General features: G+C 35.6%; 17 protein-coding genes and 2 tRNA genes. 6 read left to right on the forward strand and 13 right to left on the reverse strand.

What is annotated here, in order from left to right; translation table 11 throughout:
* Positions 1-7 precede the first annotated feature (7 nt).
* The 5 genes from hmgA to speD form a co-directional block, all read right to left on the reverse strand.
* On the reverse strand, positions 8-1,237 hold the full coding sequence (gene hmgA / locus GFS03_RS08990) for a hydroxymethylglutaryl-CoA reductase (NADPH) (protein WP_153423620.1): 1,230 nt from the start codon (positions 1,235-1,237) through the stop codon (positions 8-10).
* A complete protein-coding gene (locus tag GFS03_RS08995; RefSeq protein WP_153423622.1) occupies positions 1,234-1,635 on the reverse strand; it encodes a Zn-ribbon domain-containing OB-fold protein in 402 nt (133 codons plus the stop codon). The genes hmgA and GFS03_RS08995 overlap by 4 nt, the downstream gene beginning before the upstream one ends.
* 6 nt (positions 1,636-1,641) lie before the next feature.
* The gene (locus GFS03_RS09000; protein WP_153424578.1) at positions 1,642-2,721 is read right to left on the reverse strand and encodes a thiolase family protein; all 1,080 of its coding nucleotides are present in this window, start codon (positions 2,719-2,721) and stop codon (positions 1,642-1,644) included.
* Positions 2,721-3,773, reverse strand: coding sequence for a hydroxymethylglutaryl-CoA synthase (locus GFS03_RS09005; protein WP_153423624.1), 1,053 nt, complete (start codon positions 3,771-3,773; stop codon positions 2,721-2,723). Before GFS03_RS09005 ends, GFS03_RS09000 begins: the two co-directional genes overlap by 1 nt.
* 106 nt (positions 3,774-3,879) lie before the next feature.
* Positions 3,880-4,284: an adenosylmethionine decarboxylase gene (gene speD, locus GFS03_RS09010; RefSeq protein WP_153423626.1), complete on the reverse strand. Its 405-nt coding sequence runs from the start codon at positions 4,282-4,284 to the stop codon at positions 3,880-3,882.
* Between the two features lie 111 nt (positions 4,285-4,395).
* Here speD and GFS03_RS09015 point away from each other — a divergent pair, with 111 nt between their 5' ends.
* The 3 genes from GFS03_RS09015 to GFS03_RS09025 all read left to right on the forward strand — a co-directional run bounded on the left by GFS03_RS09015 (position 4,396) and on the right by GFS03_RS09025 (position 5,507).
* Positions 4,396-5,214 (forward strand): hypothetical protein, encoded by an 819-nt coding sequence (locus tag GFS03_RS09015; RefSeq protein ID WP_153423628.1) that lies wholly within the window; start codon positions 4,396-4,398, stop codon positions 5,212-5,214.
* Between the two features lie 43 nt (positions 5,215-5,257).
* Positions 5,258-5,349: transfer RNA gene (locus GFS03_RS09020), tRNA-Met, on the forward strand.
* A 68-nt stretch (positions 5,350-5,417) separates the two neighbouring features.
* Positions 5,418-5,507: transfer RNA gene (locus GFS03_RS09025), tRNA-Glu, on the forward strand.
* 91 nt (positions 5,508-5,598) lie between these two features.
* On the opposite strand, the gene GFS03_RS13830 is transcribed toward GFS03_RS09025, so the two are convergent.
* Positions 5,599-5,658, reverse strand: a complete 60-nt coding sequence (locus GFS03_RS13830) for a putative integrase (protein WP_409349258.1) — start codon at positions 5,656-5,658, stop codon at positions 5,599-5,601.
* A 456-nt stretch (positions 5,659-6,114) separates the two neighbouring features.
* Here GFS03_RS13830 and GFS03_RS09035 point away from each other — a divergent pair, with 456 nt between their 5' ends.
* Both GFS03_RS09035 and GFS03_RS09040 read left to right on the forward strand, forming a co-directional pair.
* A complete protein-coding gene (locus GFS03_RS09035) occupies positions 6,115-6,303 on the forward strand; it encodes a hypothetical protein (protein WP_153423629.1) in 189 nt (62 codons plus the stop codon).
* Positions 6,304-6,306: 3 nt separating this feature from the next.
* Positions 6,307-9,945: an end-filament protein gene (locus GFS03_RS09040; RefSeq protein ID WP_153423631.1), complete on the forward strand. Its 3,639-nt coding sequence runs from the start codon at positions 6,307-6,309 to the stop codon at positions 9,943-9,945.
* A 307-nt stretch (positions 9,946-10,252) separates the two neighbouring features.
* Here the strand turns inward: GFS03_RS09040 and GFS03_RS09045 are convergent, their stop codons facing one another.
* Positions 10,253-10,567, reverse strand: coding sequence for a hypothetical protein (locus GFS03_RS09045; protein WP_167738488.1), 315 nt, complete (start codon positions 10,565-10,567; stop codon positions 10,253-10,255).
* 31 nt (positions 10,568-10,598) lie between these two features.
* On the reverse strand, positions 10,599-11,585 hold the full coding sequence (locus GFS03_RS09050; RefSeq protein WP_153423635.1) for a tetratricopeptide repeat protein: 987 nt from the start codon (positions 11,583-11,585) through the stop codon (positions 10,599-10,601).
* Positions 11,586-11,754: 169 nt separating this feature from the next.
* Between GFS03_RS09050 and GFS03_RS09055 the strand changes: the two genes are divergently transcribed.
* Positions 11,755-11,910: an AbrB/MazE/SpoVT family DNA-binding domain-containing protein gene (locus GFS03_RS09055; protein ID WP_009991401.1), complete on the forward strand. Its 156-nt coding sequence runs from the start codon at positions 11,755-11,757 to the stop codon at positions 11,908-11,910.
* On the opposite strand, the gene GFS03_RS09060 is transcribed toward GFS03_RS09055, so the two are convergent.
* The 5 genes from GFS03_RS09060 to priX form a co-directional block, all read right to left on the reverse strand.
* A complete protein-coding gene (locus tag GFS03_RS09060; protein ID WP_153423637.1) occupies positions 11,907-12,842 on the reverse strand; it encodes a nucleoside hydrolase in 936 nt (311 codons plus the stop codon). The two genes, GFS03_RS09055 and GFS03_RS09060, sit on opposite strands and share 4 nt — an antisense overlap.
* 2 nt (positions 12,843-12,844) lie before the next feature.
* A complete protein-coding gene (gene leuS / locus GFS03_RS09065) occupies positions 12,845-15,649 on the reverse strand; it encodes a leucine--tRNA ligase (protein ID WP_153423639.1) in 2,805 nt (934 codons plus the stop codon).
* 60 nt (positions 15,650-15,709) lie between these two features.
* Positions 15,710-16,609: a hypothetical protein gene (locus tag GFS03_RS09070; protein WP_153423641.1), complete on the reverse strand. Its 900-nt coding sequence runs from the start codon at positions 16,607-16,609 to the stop codon at positions 15,710-15,712.
* A 129-nt stretch (positions 16,610-16,738) separates the two neighbouring features.
* Positions 16,739-16,942, reverse strand: coding sequence for a hypothetical protein (locus GFS03_RS09075; protein ID WP_153423643.1), 204 nt, complete (start codon positions 16,940-16,942; stop codon positions 16,739-16,741).
* An 82-nt stretch (positions 16,943-17,024) separates the two neighbouring features.
* Positions 17,025-17,489 (reverse strand): DNA primase noncatalytic subunit PriX, encoded by a 465-nt coding sequence (gene priX / locus GFS03_RS09080; protein WP_153423645.1) that lies wholly within the window; start codon positions 17,487-17,489, stop codon positions 17,025-17,027.
* Between the last annotated feature and the right edge of the window lie 27 nt (positions 17,490-17,516).

A 17,516-nucleotide genomic window follows, 5' to 3' on the forward strand; every position in this document is an offset into this window, starting at 1 on the left:
AAAAAGATCAAACTTTCATTGCTCTTCCAAGTCTGGCATGAGCCTTACCTAACTCTCTGTTAGATAAAGCAGCTAGGAGATTGAGTTCCCCAGATAGTACAGTAGAAGCTATGATCTCAGCTAATTTCTTAGCATTAGAGCCAGGTGGATTTCCACTGCCGTAAACTCCCATAATGGATAGCGCTTCTTTCTGGGTAGGCAACCTTGTACCTCCTCCTACAGTTCCTACTTCTAACGAGGGCAGTGTAACTGATATATATAAGTCCTCTCCTCTTACTTCAGTCCATGTGTATCCAGAACTGCTCTCAACTATTTGAGCTACATCTTGACCAGTAGCGATAAAGATCGCAGTAACTATGTTTGCGAAATGAGCATTAAATTGAGATAAGGATCCTGCTCTTGCTGTCCCGAGCCAATTCTTTCGTAGATTTATATCATGAATTAGTTGAGCATTAGAGTGTAATATATTCTTTATAACATCCTTATTAATGAGAGCCTCAGCCACTACAGTTTTACCTCTACCGAAGAGGGTATTGACATTGGTCTGTTTCTTATCACTACACATATTTCCACTTACAGCTAAACAATCAGCTGATGGGAAGTTTTCCTCAATAAATTCACATACTTTTTCTACTGCTATCGTAACCATGTTCATCCCCATAGCATCACCAGTTTCAAAGGAAAATCTAAGCCAAACATTATTGCCTAGTACGAAAGGTGTAATGGATTTTAATTTACCATGATGGGAGGTAGAATTGGCTATATTCTTTATCTTCTCAAGATTCTCCTCTATGAACTTTAGAAAATTCGGTATCTCTTCTATTGAATCAAACTTAAAAACGGGGGCTCTCGTCATTTCATCCTTTAAAACCTTAGCCCTAACTCCCCCACTTAGTGTAACAGCCTTGATACCCCTATTTACGCTGGCTATTAGCGCTCCTTCTGTCGTCGCCATAGGTACATAGAAATCGCCCTTTGCGTAATCGCCATTGACTCTAATTGGCCCCACTATACCTAATGGTATCTGTATTGCTCCAATCACATTTTCGGCATTTTTATTTTTTATCTCACTATAATCAATAACTGTAGAACCAATTGAGGGAAGACCAACTCCTACAATCTTCTCTAATGCAAGCCTCCTCGCAACCATTGCAGCATTTGCTTCTAATAAATTGTCAACCTCATGAAAAGAAATTTCTCCCTTTACTAACTTTTCAACCACTTCATCAATTTTCATCCTTCAGCTACCCTAAACTTTATCCCATACTGTATTAAACCATTATATGAGTCCGTATAAACTCTCCTTAATGTAGCTTCTACCTTAACTCCTTCTTTTAGTTTATCTAAATCCGCATCTACGATAGGTGCTACTATTTCTACACCTTCATCTAATCTAACTAGCCCAATAACACTAGGAAGTCCTTTCTCGTGCCCGTCTCTAGACTGATAGGAAACAGTATATGATTCTAAGATTCCCTTACCGCTTATCTCAATCTTCTTAACGTTTTTACTCCCGCATTTAGCACAATATGATGAGTAAGGAAAATTAACATGTCCGCAACTTTCACACTTACTCGCCGTTAACTTATACATGAATCTTTTGTTTCTCCAAACTTGAGGAGGAGATATTTTCATCTAAGATCACCTAGACAAACTAATACCATAACTCACTATACCTAAATCATCTGAGGAAATTACGAGATAATTATCAACATTAGCCTTTTTGCCTTTAAACGAACCAATTAACTGCATATAAGCCTCAGCTAGTTGATATAAGGCAGTAGCTCCACCAGCATGTCCTCTGGCTTTCAGTCCTCCACCTAAATTGACATTGATACTATCTAAATTATATAAGGATTTGCCATTTTCAAATATTCCCGATTCCTCTAACATTAATGCTGCCATAATACTATAGGAGTCATGAATTTCAATTCCAGTTTTCTCAGTGAATTTCATACCTAACTTATTCCTCAACATTTTTACAGAAGGCAAAGATGGAGAAAACTCATACCTAGCTTGTGCTGAAACAATATTATTAATCTTCACTGAGGACTCAGTCTTGTTGCTTGAAAGTAAGAGTATTGCAGCCCCATCTGCTCTAGCACCGACGTCAAATAATCTTATAGGATCTGAGATTATCTGTGAATTAATTACAGTATTTAAGTCAACTTGAAATCTTAAATATGCGAAAGGATTTTCTATAGCATTCTTGTGCATTTTGATAGCCCAATTTGCAAAGTAATTTCTATCGACATTATACTTTTTCATATATTGTCTCATTAACAAGGCAGCTATCGAATGAGAAGAAATACCATTATAATACATATAATCATCTAAATTGGTAGCTATTGCGTCATTAAGATATTTAGAAGGATAATCTGATTGCTTTTCAACTCCCACTATTAGAATTGAGTTTACCATACCGCTCTTGATCATCGAATAAGCTGCAAGTAATGCAGCACCTCCACTGGCGTCAGCGTTGTCTACCTTAATAGCGGGTACGTTAGGTTTTCCTATTTTTTCCGCAATCTTTGGTGCAATTAAAGATGAGTTATTCAATTTTTGAGAATAGGCATTCGCAACTATAATTAAATCAACATTATTTAAATCATATTCTCCTTCGAAGTTCTTATAGGCCTCAACTACTAAATCATATATATCATACTCATAGTATCTATCAATTGGTATCATTGATGAAGAATTAATGTAAACTTCTGTCATCATTCATACACCTTTAACTTATTAGTATACTTAGCATATTCAGCATAAGATACAAGTTTTTTGTTATTTATATAATATTCGACAGTTTTAGCCAATTTCTGCTTCTCTAATATACCTTCGGAAACTAGAATACTGAACGCGTCGCTACCAGCTCCACTACCAAATGGGGCAACCAATATTCTTTCACCAGGCTTTGCGATATCTAACACTTTAGCTAAACCTAATAGGGCAGAAGCGTTATAGGGATTGCCTATATATGGAGCAACTAACCCTTGTTTAACTTTTTCCAATGGAACCCCTAATTTTTTGGCAACTTGAATTGGAAACTTACCATTAGGCTGATGAAATACAAAGTAATCGAAGTCAGAAACCTTCAAACCGCTATTTTGTAGCAAATCATTAACGGCGGAAATTATATGATGAAAATACGCTGGCTCCCCAGTGAAACCTTCTCCATGGACTGGATAAGGAGTTCCATCTCTACGCCAGAAATCTGGAGTATCGGAGGTATATGATGAAGAATACTCTATTACCGCAGCTGAATGTTTCTCATCTGCCTTACCTACTACAAACGCAACACCAGCAGCTGCCGAACTTAATTCTAAAACGTCACCAGGGTTAGATTGCGCAGTGTCAGCACCTACTACTAATGCGTAGCTATCGTTATTATGCAAAACAAAACTAGACGCTAATCTTAATCCTACTGATGCAGCTCTACATGCAAATTCCATATCTGCAGTTGCCGAATAATTGTTAATGCCTAGTGCATCTATCAATATGGTTGATGTTGGTTTTACTGCGTAAACTTTAGATTCTGAGCCAAAAAGGACTAGTCTTATTTTAGAAGGATCTACTTGGGCTCTCTTAATGGCATTTATTGATGATTCCCAGGCTATGGTTGTAGAATCCTCATCATAACCAGGGACTGACTTTTCAGTTAATCCAAGACCTCTTACAACACCATCATCGTAACCCCACATCTTAGCAATATCCTCTACTTTTATTCTATATCTTGGGATATAAGCTCCCCATCCTAGAATACCAGAAAGCATTATTTTCTAACTGCTTTAATCAAATATAAGGTTTTCGATTTTTGTCTATATGTCTATAGACAGTTGACGAATGAATTAAAAAACAAATAGAGATTAATATAAAAAACTATTGTGAACTTCTATCGGCATAAAACATTTGATAACGTTTAGGATTGAGGGCATTTACTATATGAGCAAAAGCAGATTGTGGATCACTATCTTCACCACACGTGTAAACGTCAAGCGTAGCATAGTTATACTCATTCCACGTGTGAAGTGCTATATGACTCTCCTCCACTAGGGCTATAACTGAAACTCCTCCCTTTTTCCCACCAAAAGACCAAGCTTTAATTTCCACTAGTTTCATATGGGCTATATTTACAGCTTCTAGGACTAACTTCTCTAAAAACTCCTTGTCGTTTAGTTTTTCAGTATCGATGTCATACAGGTTGCCAAACACATGCTTTCCTATTATCCTATCCTCTTTGCCTTCGGGGGAATTATTTTTTTGTAATACTTCCTGTTCTGACATCTTTCTTTCTTATGCCCCCATCTCATCTTCATCAATATGAGAATAATAAGTGTATCTATCCCCATAAACCTTAGGATAAACGTTATAACTAGCCAATAAGTAGTACACGTAATGACAAAAAGTATCGGGATTGGAACCATTTTGATAATAATAAGTATAATTATAATTGGCTCTGTTGCAACAATATTTTATCTTGAGAATGCTGATGTTAATATCTCAATAAATCCGCTATACTGGAGAATATATTCAAATAACTACGAAGTGATAGCGTTCTCAATAACAGCTACTAATAATGCTCCATTATCCCAAACACTAAATATAACACTTCTATCACTTTATCTCGTTCCCGGATCAAATGGAATATTAAAACCATTAGTCAATTCAACAACATTAACCGTAAAACCTCACTCCTCCTCAACAACAATAATTTATTTAGCTTTTTCCTCCTCAACATTACTTCCAGAGATAGAGAAATTTTCAGTAATAGTACATGGACTCTATGGTTATTCAAAACAGTTTGGCAATGTGAGTACGATTTACACTACAGACTTAACAAAAAGTATGGCCATATTTATGGGAATAAATCAGAACCAGTTTCCATATCTATCCATAGTTGGAAGCTTTACTCCAACTGCGAATTTTAACTATAGTTATAATATAGTATATTATCAGTACAATTATACTTCAAACACTTCATTCCTACTTACAAAATTCACAATATCTCCGTTTGGCAAACAATATCTTCAGCCAGGAAATTACAACGTAACTTTCAGTTACTTAAGTTATGTTAACTCCTTCTCAATTAATATTCCAAGGGGTACTCCAGTATATTTTTACTTACCCGTGCCCATAGCAGACTTCAATATGACAGTAACTTTACATGGTCAAGGAGTTAAATATCAAGGTTATTTCACAGTAACCTTGGAATAGATAAGAAAAACTTTTTAGGTAAATGACGAAAAATCTTATAAGTGCCGCCGTAGCTCAGCCTGGTTAGAGCGCCGGACTCATACGCATAATATCTGGGAAATCCGGTTGTCCGGGGTTCAAATCCCCGCGGCGGCATGAAATAAATTCAAGACCTTCGTTCAAAAAACTTTAAATTTCACCCTTTACTTATTTTATGAGGACGTGCCGCGGTGGTTTAGCCCGGTCAAGCGCAGGCACCGAAAGAATGCGGGCCTTTCGAGCCCGTGACCCGGGTTCAAATCCCGGCCGCGGCATTGGGGGTAAACCCCCACACTCTCACTTTCTTCCAATTTAATGTTAAGTTTTCACGATATCAGCTAAAGGACCTACACAAATTTCCCTTGCCTAACCGTTTATCGTTTCCAGCATATAGACGTAATACTTCCCTTTTCTTTCCCTTATAATTACATCTCAATGTTTATAAATGGATCTTATCTTTTGTCCTATTCCCCCTAATGTATTATGGCTACCAAAAAGAATTTATAACCATCGCAACTCGTAAATTTTCGCCAATACCTTGATAATAATACCAAAAATATCATATTCTTGATAGTAAATTGAAATTCAGTGCTCAAATTGAGCTGGCTTCATCTGATCCTTCTATCTCGTTAACACATATGTTCTCTCATCCTTTGCAAACTCGTCCATTACGGTATACCCAAAATCACCTACTTAAAAATAAATCTACAGTGTATTACTAAGCATTTTCTCTAATTCAATTAAATAATTCTCTTCATCGAATATATTATCAGTAAGTGAGAGAATGAATAAAAATCTGAAATCGTTATTACAATGATAACTATTAGCCTATAGAATGGACAGGGATCTTCTTTCGCTATTCCGCAATGGGTCAGTTAGATTGTGGTGACGATAATACTTATAATAATGATGGCAATAGGATATAAGATAATGGAAACTGCAAGTTTGGCAGTTTTCGGTATTGTTGGGCTTTACTTGGCGTTGTTACCTCAGTTCTTGACTTATATCGTTATTTTCACTGTGGTAATTGTAGATGCAAGAATAATTAACAAAGCAGTTAGGGGGACGTGAAGAATGAAGAGTAAAGCGATATTTCTATCTATATCCATAATATATGTATTAGGTATATTACCAGCTTTTGTTATAACACAAGCGAGTATATCACCCCCACCGCTTTACGTAATGCAAGCAGTATCTGCTCAGATTCAACAGCTCTGGTCAAAGAGTCCTACTGGGACTTACGCTTTTCATGAAGCTCCCTCAGTGAACAATAGTTTCTGGATTGACGATAATGCAAAATTCTTAGAATCGATAGCACCTTGGTGGCAAAGCTATTCTTCTTATGTGAATTCAACATTACAATTTATACAACAAGGGGATGTAAATGGACTCTTTATCAAAAGACTTGAATATCCATTGAACCCTCTCCAATCAATAACAATCGGCAATTTATCAGGGTACACTAACGGATTCTACGATATACTAGGGAACCCACTGCAGAATTCCATGAGGATTGCGACATACTATAATCCAACATTAGCTGTGACTTATCTATTTGGAAATGTTGTCCGGTACCCGAACGGAATATTAGTGAATATTGAACAAGGATTAGAAAACCCAATCACCGATGGTGGATTTGGCGAGACAGGTGGGCAAAATCCACCTTGGGAGTCCTTAAACACTGCAACGCTTGTAAATGATTCGATTGTAAGCATAGTGAATAACGCGAAAACATACTTGAACCTCACTGGACCAGACTTCTATGGATTCCCCTCTGAACAATTACAATATAACTTCCCAATTGTCAATGTCCTTCCTCATTATTTGACGTTTCAGAATGTAAACGGAATTCTAGGACAATATAATTATCAGGGTAAATTCGTCCCATTCAACGTAACACTTGTACTTCAATCTTCTTCCATTAATAGAATTTACCTAGAATTTATCTGGAAAAACAGTACAAGTGGTACTTACGTGCTGACAGATATGCCAGTATACTTTAAAGCAAATGGGCAATGGCAACAAGTTATAGTCACAGTGCCCGCTAGTGTATTGCCAAAGTATTACAATCTGGGAACGTTATCCACTATACCATTATTGGTTGCTATAGGTCTCGATTTACCTGGGAGTAGCCCATCGCAGACTGGACCAACGGGCGTTTATGTAGGCAATGTTGCAACAAATTACCCCACTACTTTCGGTCCGCAGTTTAATGTGACAAATAAAGGAAGTTATGTTATCTTCAACGAGAGTTGGAAGAGTGATTCTTTAGGTGCCACATTTTGGATAGCGTATGTTCTGGGCCAAGGCAATGCAATTGAAGTATTAGCGTCAGCACCCGTAAATCAGTCTTGGATTTATGTTGGCTTCAATTGCTTAGCAACCATAGGAACTGGATATACTATTCTTCAAACGCCTAACGGAATTCTGAAAAACTACCAGAACAGTGACAACATTAGTTGGACTTATTTAGGTCCAAATTTTGGAAAATGGATGCTGTTATCAACCAATTACGCACCAAACTGGATAGGTGATTATCAACTACTCTTCGTCTTTCCAATGGCAGGAACTTCTAATCCGTATATGGATACATTAAACAACACTGTTTACATGGGTGATCCAACAGAGGTCCGCAATACGCTATATTTTAGAAATTACACCACTTTGCCGAGATACTTCGAATGGGTACAAATCGCTTATGAAAATCACGGAAATTCATCTGGAGTGTTTGGGTTCTTCTTGATACCTAGCGTAGATTACTTGGTGAATCCATCAGTGATAGTTAACGACATGTTTCCATCTAGCTTAACAGCATACAGCCCGTCTTCAATACCAAACTATTGGTGGGAGGCAGTTTGGGGCGAGAATTATTATGAAGGCGAAATAATCTATGCTTTAGCATTATTGGGCAAATACGGGAATTCACAAGCATTGCAAATGGCCCAACAGGCATGGCTATCTTATTATAATCAATTGAAAGCGTATAATGGGGCAACTTACACATCTTCATTAGCGCGATTTATTATGGCAACAATATTATTGTATAACATAACGGGGAATTCTCAATACTCTTCAGCATACACACAATTGGCAAATTGGCTTTTGCAATATCAGAATCAGAGCAAATATGCGACAATCTATATCCCAATGTGGTACCATAAAGATGTTTATGTCCCCTCTGTGAATGGATTCAAGACTTACGGGTACATCATCAATAGAACTGCACAAATGGATGTGGGTACAGTCATTAGCGGTACATCGATCGCGATCAACTTCTTCGAAGATATTCCGCTAAATACATCATACGGAATATATTTGTTGACTAATGGGACTGGGAAATTGCCATTCACATATCAGAATACATTAAATGTAAGCGGGACCTTTGTGACGTATATTTGGATGAATGGCGGAGGGATCGCAACTACGGTAAATATTACGGTAACGGTCCAGATAGCGTATGATGGGAACGTCCTGCAGACCATTGGCTCTGCAACATATACAAATGTTCCGATTCAGCCTGGAGGGACCAGCGGTTCCCCACCATTCTATCCTGTTAAGATCGTAGTACCAGTATTAACTACAATAACCGCACCGCCGAACTCCACATTAATCGTAGGCTGGAACATCAAAGCACCGCAAACCGTGTACGTCTTAATCGATAGTACAAATGGACCTTCTAATGTAACAATTCCATTATCATGGCCAAATCCATTCTATGGTTTGTTCACGCTCCCAGAAATCTACAATCCGAATCCGGGAGTCCATAATTATCCACAGCCATACTTCTTAGATGTTTCAGCAATGGCTGGGCAAGCTCTAATGGCATTATACACAGTTACTAAGAATTCTACATATCTTGAAGATGCAGAATTAGTAGAACACACAATTCACTATGGATCGGTGCCTACGCCAACATATGGGATACTAGGAGTGCCTAATCCGCCAGTAGAACCTAGGCTATGGGTTTACGCTGATTATTCCGCTGTTGACGCGGATTACTATACATATAAATCTGAATTAGTCAGCGAGTTTGCGGATAGTATCGGCAATAACACATTAGCCAGCCTAGCAATAAGCAGAGTATGGCAGAGGACCAGCTATACATACCCCACTAGCTACATTTATTATGTAGACAGATATGGCTCAAGGCTAGAAATGAATAGTGAAACACAGCCATGGGGTGATGTAGCCACTCAGCTTTATGTGAATACATGGAGTCCCCAAAACTTGGATCTCTTCTGGGCCTCGTTGCCTAACAATAGCTATATCATAAACCAGACTTGGAACGGAACTGCACTATATATACATGTATTTATGTATAACCAAAGCCAAGTTCAGCTATTATTCGCTACTACAATAACGAATTTCAATATAATCGTAAACGGAAATTATACGAACTATAAGGTAAATCATCAAATATTGCAAATAATTGTAAATCTAAGGCAAGGAACGAATACATTAATAATCGTACCAAACTCGGTAAATCAAACTAAATTGATACTACTTAGTTTAATAGTGTACTTCATCGTAGTGGCCTTCGCGTATGTATTTAGCAAATCGAAACTAATTACAGCTCTAGTGAGCTTGGTCGCTGTAGCGGTAATCTATGCGTTAGCCTTATGGCCTGTATATATAATATTTCTTGTGGGGGCTGTGAGTCTATTTATGTTGTTTTATGCGTTACGTAGAAGGGGCAAAGAAGATAGGGGCTAAGCTTATAATAAATGTAATTTTCTTCAACATAATTTTACCACATTTAGCGATAGATTTCGTTACCATTTAGCCATCCGTTATTGCAAATCTACTACTTAATAATTGGCTCCGTAACACACAAATATAACGTGAAATCTGACTATTGGATGTGCCAGTCGGGATTGGATTTGGACTTTATTCTATTTTGTCGATTTGCTTATTTGTATTGCAATAACAATTTTTTGCTGTTGTAGCTTTCGTGTTCAACGTATTTGCACATATTAACATCCGAATCAGGGCATGAATGGCTCTTCATCTTTTCCGTTCCTTATTCCTCATCACTTAGGAACTTATTTAGAAATTCATCTACATATTGTTTCTCTCCGAATATAACTATGTCATCGATTGATTCATCATAATACTTTTTAATTTTATTTATTAGATTCGTCATATTATATATATCGAAGTCCAGAACTTCTCCCCCAGACAATTTATCCTCTTCGTATACGACTATTATCATGTTTTTATATACTGAAAATCTAAATGCCGATACTATCTTGCCATCTTCAACTTTCTTATAGAGCATTATTAGCATTAAAGGTTCTGTGATTCCATGCCTAGTGTATTCGGCGTGTTTTATCATGAAATAATAAGAAGAGAGGATGAATATATTTTTACTTTTGACTTTTCTCAATGTACTTTTCGTAGAATGAAATGGCTTTTCTCAAGTTAGTTACTTCTTCTTCATAATTAGCTAATTCTGAGTAAGCCCTAGCTAGGAAAAGATAATCTTGAAGTTTTTCAGCAGTTTTTATTGCTTCTTTAAGGAATTGTGGTATTTTCGTCCTCTTGTAAATATCATAAAGGATGACGAGCTTGTCTTTACTATCTTCAAGATTTACCATTTTTTCCAATATTTTCACAAATAAGGATGGATCATTATTGGACAGCTTATATAACGGTTTTAATTGGCTGTTGTAATCTCCGAGTTTTTCATAAATCTGTATTGCTCTTCTTAGATCTTTCTCATCATCGGATATTGAAAGTATATCAGCTAGTATCTTGTCATTTCCTAAAGCTAAAGCGATATCTTTAGCCTTTTTTAGTAGTTTAGTGTCATTATAATATTTAGCTAACGCAGCATATGTTATGGCAAGATCCTCAGAGGGAATTTCGAATTCCTCTAACAACTCTCTCGCTTCTTCAATATATCTGATTTCCCCTAATGCTAGGCAAACTTTAGCCAATAATTTTTTGCTTAGCGTATTTATCTCTCCTCTTGAATTTACTACTAAGCCTTTTAGTGTATTATATGCGTTTAACAGCTCTCCTTTTTGAAAATAGGCTAAAGATAAATTATATAGAATGATATTTTTATCTTCATTATTTAGATTATACTTGCTAAGTAATTCTTTAAAGGTTAAAATTGCAATATCTGGCATTCCTTTCTCTAGGTATATTAGCCCCAGAGTATTCAAGACAGTAGGGTTTTTCTTTTCAATTTCGTTAGCTATGGATAGTGCTCTATCTAGGAGCTCAGTATTTTTATATTTTTTATAGAGATTATAATATTCTTGAATAAGCATAGTATATAGAATATTTCTCTTCTCCTTGTTCTTCTCCTTTTTTATTTGTTCTTCAAGCTCTACTATCCTTTCCATTTTCATAAAATTAGGAAGAGAGACATAAAACTATTACGGAAGTGTTATTATTTTTCACCTAACTGTATAATTAACGCTCTATATATTTAATGGTCCTTAATAGTTTCAAGGATTGTCTTTTCTTAGAGTTTGATAAAATATTTAAACCTTCTTTTACTAATACATTTTTATGCCAGTTGAAGAAGTTGTAAAGGTTTCTCGTAACTATCAAGTAACAATACCAGCAAAAGTAAGACAGAAATTCCCAGTAAAAGAAGGAGATTTAGTTAAGGTAATCTACGATGAAAACGAGGGAGTTGTTAAGATTCAGATTTTAAAGAGCTAAAACCAATTTAACAAATCATATATTTTTTCCATGAACATCCTCTTATTTATTTCATAAACTATTTCGGCATTAGGTTTGTCAGACCAACTAGTATCAGCATCAAATCTGTCTACTAATGTCATTCCTCTTGTAATATTGTCAGTGTTGTCTATTACTACAAATCTTTTCTCTTTCCTTGTTGCTATACTCTCGTCGATTGCTATTGCAGTTGTAATTGCATCAGGATGAGGATGTCCATTTATCTTCTGAACTGTCGAGGAGTATTTCCTATAGTGTGAGTACATTAAAACGTAAAGTTCACTCATTCTGGTCTTCATATTTTTAATTAAATTCCATTCTTCGTCTGTTACTGGATAGTTAATTATAACATCCCACGGTACCATGGTAATGTCAAAACCAGCATTAAATACTATTTTAGCAGCATCTGGATCTACCCAAATATTAAATTCTGCTACCGGAGAAATATTGCCTATTCCAAATACTGCACCACCCATTATCCAGACTTTCCTAATTTTCTTTACAATTGAATTATCTAATAGGTAAGCTAAAGCTAAGTTAGTTAGGGGCGAAATAGCTAAAAATTCCAATTTCCCAGCATATTTGTTTGCTAAATCTATGATTGCTAATGCAGCATGCTTCTCCTGAGCTCTTAACCTTCTGGGTTCCACCAATATATCTCCTATTCCACCTTTTCCATGAACTTTTTCCACTGTCATGTAATTTTTTATTAATGGCTTGTTAGCACCAGGATACACTGGAATTTCACGATTAACTTGTTCTAAAGCCCATAATGCATTCCTTATTTCTTGATCGTATGATATATTACCCTCAACAATAGTTAGTGCGACTACGTCAATGTTATTCTTTAATAAAAGATATAAGCTTAATATATCATCTTCGGCAGTATCACAATCTATTATAAAGTGTCTCATGATTATTCAATCACAATAGCTGGACTTAAAGGTAATGCTTGAGACTTCTTTCCTTTTATATCTGGTACTGTAGGGTCTTCTGCATCGTATACTATAATCTCTGAAACGGCTAATCTCTTTAACAAGAAATTCATATTCTTTATTATTATTTGCTCTTCATCTACCTCATTGCTCAATAGATAATCTCTTATAGACTTATCTAATTTCGAGAGAGTGACGTAAACTTTCTCTGCAATTTTATCCCCCGTTTTCATAACAAATTCCCTTAATGGGATTCCTTCGTTAATTGCACTTATCGTATTTTTCATTAGTTCTTTGACTTTCTCGCTCTCGTTAATATATATAACTACTTTTTCAGCTTTCTTATGTACAAGATCCTCCAGCTCTCTTACGTTTTCTATAATCTCCTTAATATAGGATACCTCAAGTATGGCATCTGGATATAAATCTAATTCATTTGATTCTGGATACTTTTCTAAAGAAACAAAAGTGTTTGAGATTTTATGCCATAATTCTTCTGCGATATGTGGTGCAAATGGAGCAAGGGCCCTTATCCATATGGACGATATCTTCCTTATAACTTCTTGATTGGGTATTTCAATTAGATCAAAATAGTCTCTTAAAACATCATACATTTCGTAAAGGAGTAAATTCACAGCATCCCTAAACTCAAAAAATGTGATGGCATTATTCACTTTTTCTATTATTTCCTTGACTTTAGAAGAAAGCCATTTATCTGCTGTTCTTAGTTCTTTAATCTCCGTATTTATACTTAACAATCTATCTATTAGATCATAAACCTTCTTTAGTTGCTCAGCGATTGGAATTACTAAATTCTCATTAAAATCTAAATCCTGCAGTAGATCCGAAGTTGAAGTTAGTGCTATTCTTACTGGATCTACCCCAAATTCTTTGATTGCTTTTGATAGTGTGTAAATATTTTTTAGACTTTTACTCATCTTTCTTCCTCCGACCCTCACGAAGCCATTGACTATGATCCTTTTAGGTATGTATTTCTCACCAAAAATTGCAAGATGATTATAAATATAAAATGGTATATGATTTTGAATCAAATCCCTTCCAGTATGCCTTTGATCTACTGGATACCAGTATAGGAATTCTTCCCTTAGCTGAATGAGCTCTGTACCATATTTCTTTTCTAGTTCTTTAGCATCTCCTTTTCCTAGAAAGATAAAGTCAAAGAACTCATCATTAATATCAATGGGCATTTTGTAGATTATTGTATATAGGACAGTGTACAACGTGGAATCGCTTAGACTTTCAACAATTTGCGACTCGTCCCATGGTAATTTAACTCCAATACCCCTACTTCTTCCTATGGGTTCTTTTTTGGTATTGAATATAGTTTTTTCTAATTCACTTTTAGCTAGACTTGGTATTAATTCAATATTGTTAATAGCCTTAAGTACTGACGCTTTCCACTTAGGATTATCGTAAGCTATAAACCATTGATTCTTTATTCTTTTTGGTACGATTTCAGCTCCACATCTACAGTAGATTGGACCATTCAAGATTTCATAAATAGTATCGTAGATGTTTAGAGATTTCAGTAACTCTATTGTATTTTTTCTCGCCTCTTGAACTTGCTTCCCAACTATGTTTTCCTTTACGTATTGTTTTAAGAAATCGGGAACTAGAGATAATATTGTATCTTTCATATATCCCTTATAGTATTCAGTTCTGTAGATACTTTCCATGAAGTCCTTCAACGCATATGTGTTTTTAGTCTGCAAGACTGCACTTTCACCGGGTATCTCATCGAGTCCTTCAGTCTCTATTACTGGTATTATTTCAAATTCCTTATTAGCCTCAGTAATTGCCAAATAGTGAAATGGATCGTGAGCTGGATAACTCATTACAACTCCAGTTCCTAATGATGGATCAACGTATTTGCTTCTAATAATCTCAAGCTTTTTTCCAGTTACTGGGTTTATAGCGTGTAATTTAACGATATCTGATATAGAAATAGTTTTTACCATTTTCATATCCTTCTGATAGGATAATTTTCTGTAAGCTTTTTCTGACACTATGAAATTCTTACCTTCATACTCAACAACTATGTAATTCGCGTCAGGGTTTACCATAAGTGCGACTACTCCAAATATTAGCTCTGGTCTTGAGGTAGCTACCATGAAATTATAGGAATCACTACCCTCAAATAAGATAACATTCATTGTAGTGATTTCTGGTTCTATATCACCTCTTGTATCATGCATCCCTACCGGAAAATTATCATTAGGACAGTAACCCACAACATCGTCCTCAGTAACTAAATAACCCAGCTCTTTTAGTTTTTTTAGTTGCCAATGTATGAATTTCTCAAATCTAGTATCAGTTGTTGTAAAAGATCTCCTCCAGTCAATGCTCGTTCCGATAGTTTTCGCCGTATTTTTCATTTCTTCTTTAAAATATTCAGCCAACTTATATGGGTCGCCTAACTCTTTGATCTTATCTTCTGGTACTCCGTAAACGTTCTTAAAGAACTCTATCATATCAACATCTCCTCTTCTAATTGAATCAGCTATAGCTAATACCGGAGTACCTGTAAATTGAAAGGCAAAAGGAAATAGTACGTTATATCCTCTCATCCTTAAGTACCTAGCATATATATCTGCATTAACATAGGTTCTCCCATGACCAACATGCATTGGGCTATTTGTATAAGGAAAAGGAACTGTAATGAAAAATTTTGGTCTGGAGTAATCTATACTTGCTTCAAATACCTTACTTTTTTCCCATTCCGCTTGCCATTTTGAAGCTATGGAATTGAAGAAATCACTATACATAAAACTAAGATGCTTTCTAATCTTAAAAGCGTTATAACTTAAGATATCTACACAGATAAGTTAAGCTGGTTTTCGATTTGTTCTAGATAGTCTAGTGGCTTCTTTAATTCCTAAAACTATGCTACTAATACCTATTATACCGACAACACTAATCACCAATAGAAATCCTATATCTATAGCATCAAGGTTAGGTATCGGATTACCAGTTGATATTGCAAAATTATCAATGACCGGAAACGCTATTATGAGCAAACCCACTATAGCAAATACAAAACCACCATAGTAAAGTGTTCTTCCTGCGGTTTTCCTCGCAGTATATAATATTTGATCCTCTGTTAACCTTTTTGCTCGCAATATGTTACTAAATAGTGCACCAAATATTATCTGCATAATCATTGTACCTATCCCAAACATAACTCCCGGCAACGGCGCATAAACTATGGAGGGTAACTGAGGTGCCAAAACAAACGTTATTATACTAGCATAGGCTCCAAACCCAAAACCAGCGATTAGACCATGTATTATAGTCATCTTTAAAGGTACATCATTCAATTCTACTCCACTAGTTTTTGTACTATGATGTCTGCTATTAAATAGAACATCTATTGGCAAATGTAAGTATCTTCCTTTTAGGATATAAGAGCCAGCAATAGCCATGACGATCCCAACTATAACATATACTGGTCCATCCAGATTGTATTTTTCGTAGAATGCTGCTAGACCTATAAAACCTAATGTAGTTAGAAATGCCCTCTGAATAGTAAAGCCTAGAGAAAATAGGAATCCAGCTTTCATTCCTCCTTTTGTACTATATTTTCCTACTGCATAGCTGAAAGTTATTGGCCATGTATGCTCATCTGGAGTTGCACCATGAAGCATACCTAAAATTAATGAGATTACAAGTATTTCCCAAGTTGTTAATCCTTCCGGTGGATTTAGTATTGTGGATAAGCTTATCATTTCCTCACCAATATTAGGGTAACCCTAATAAGATTTAAATTTTTCTATCAATAATCTAAGTTAGATGATTGATTCGCCAGCGTCTGAAAAATGATGAAAGTCTTAAGTAATGATTTTTTTTAAAAAAAATTAAAATATAAATTTTCCAAATTTCCCTCTAATAAATATGCCCAATACTAAGAACGTAACTGCAAATCCTATAACTGCCGGAATTGCTTGCCTCCATTGCGGAGCTATAAACAGTAAATCAATAACCCATAATGGTATTATAAGGAATACTATTAAGGGAACTAATACAAGTATCCAAGTTGTAATAGAATACTTGTCTTTCATAAATTGTCTTACTTCAACTAAGGTTTTAAGTTTTATGCATAAAAATAATTTAATCGTTAATAAAACATCTTTTTCGCCAAGTTTAGTTATTTTTTAATACTTTCATTATCTCATTGTACATTTCCTTATCTCTTTCCTCTATTCTCTTTAACGACCACGGGAGCAATCCCTTCTTCTTAACTCCATTCAGTACAGATTTTAACCAAGATTCATAAACTTTCCCCGATTGCAATTTATAATAGAACTCTTTTAGAATATTTAACGCCTCCTCTTCATTAATACCCTTTACATTTACTAAATACCTAGATGCTACATAAAGTATAAATCTTTTCCTTGAGTCTTGTAATCCTTTCTCTAAAACCTTATCTATCCACGAATAATCTGACGACTTTTTAGGTGGAGGTGGAAATTTTCCTTCCACTTTAAACAAAAAATTTCCCTCATTATCATAAATTGAGGAAAAACCATCAGTATATTCTATGTGTCCAGCAGGCGTATCATCAGGGTAATGAAGAATAATTCTTCTAACTTTTTTCTCTTGACTCACAATAGATGATTGATATTCAAGGAAAAA

It is taken from the genome of Sulfolobus sp. E5-1-F, assembly GCF_009601705.1.
Taxonomy (GTDB): Archaea; Thermoproteota; Thermoprotei_A; order Sulfolobales; family Sulfolobaceae; genus Saccharolobus.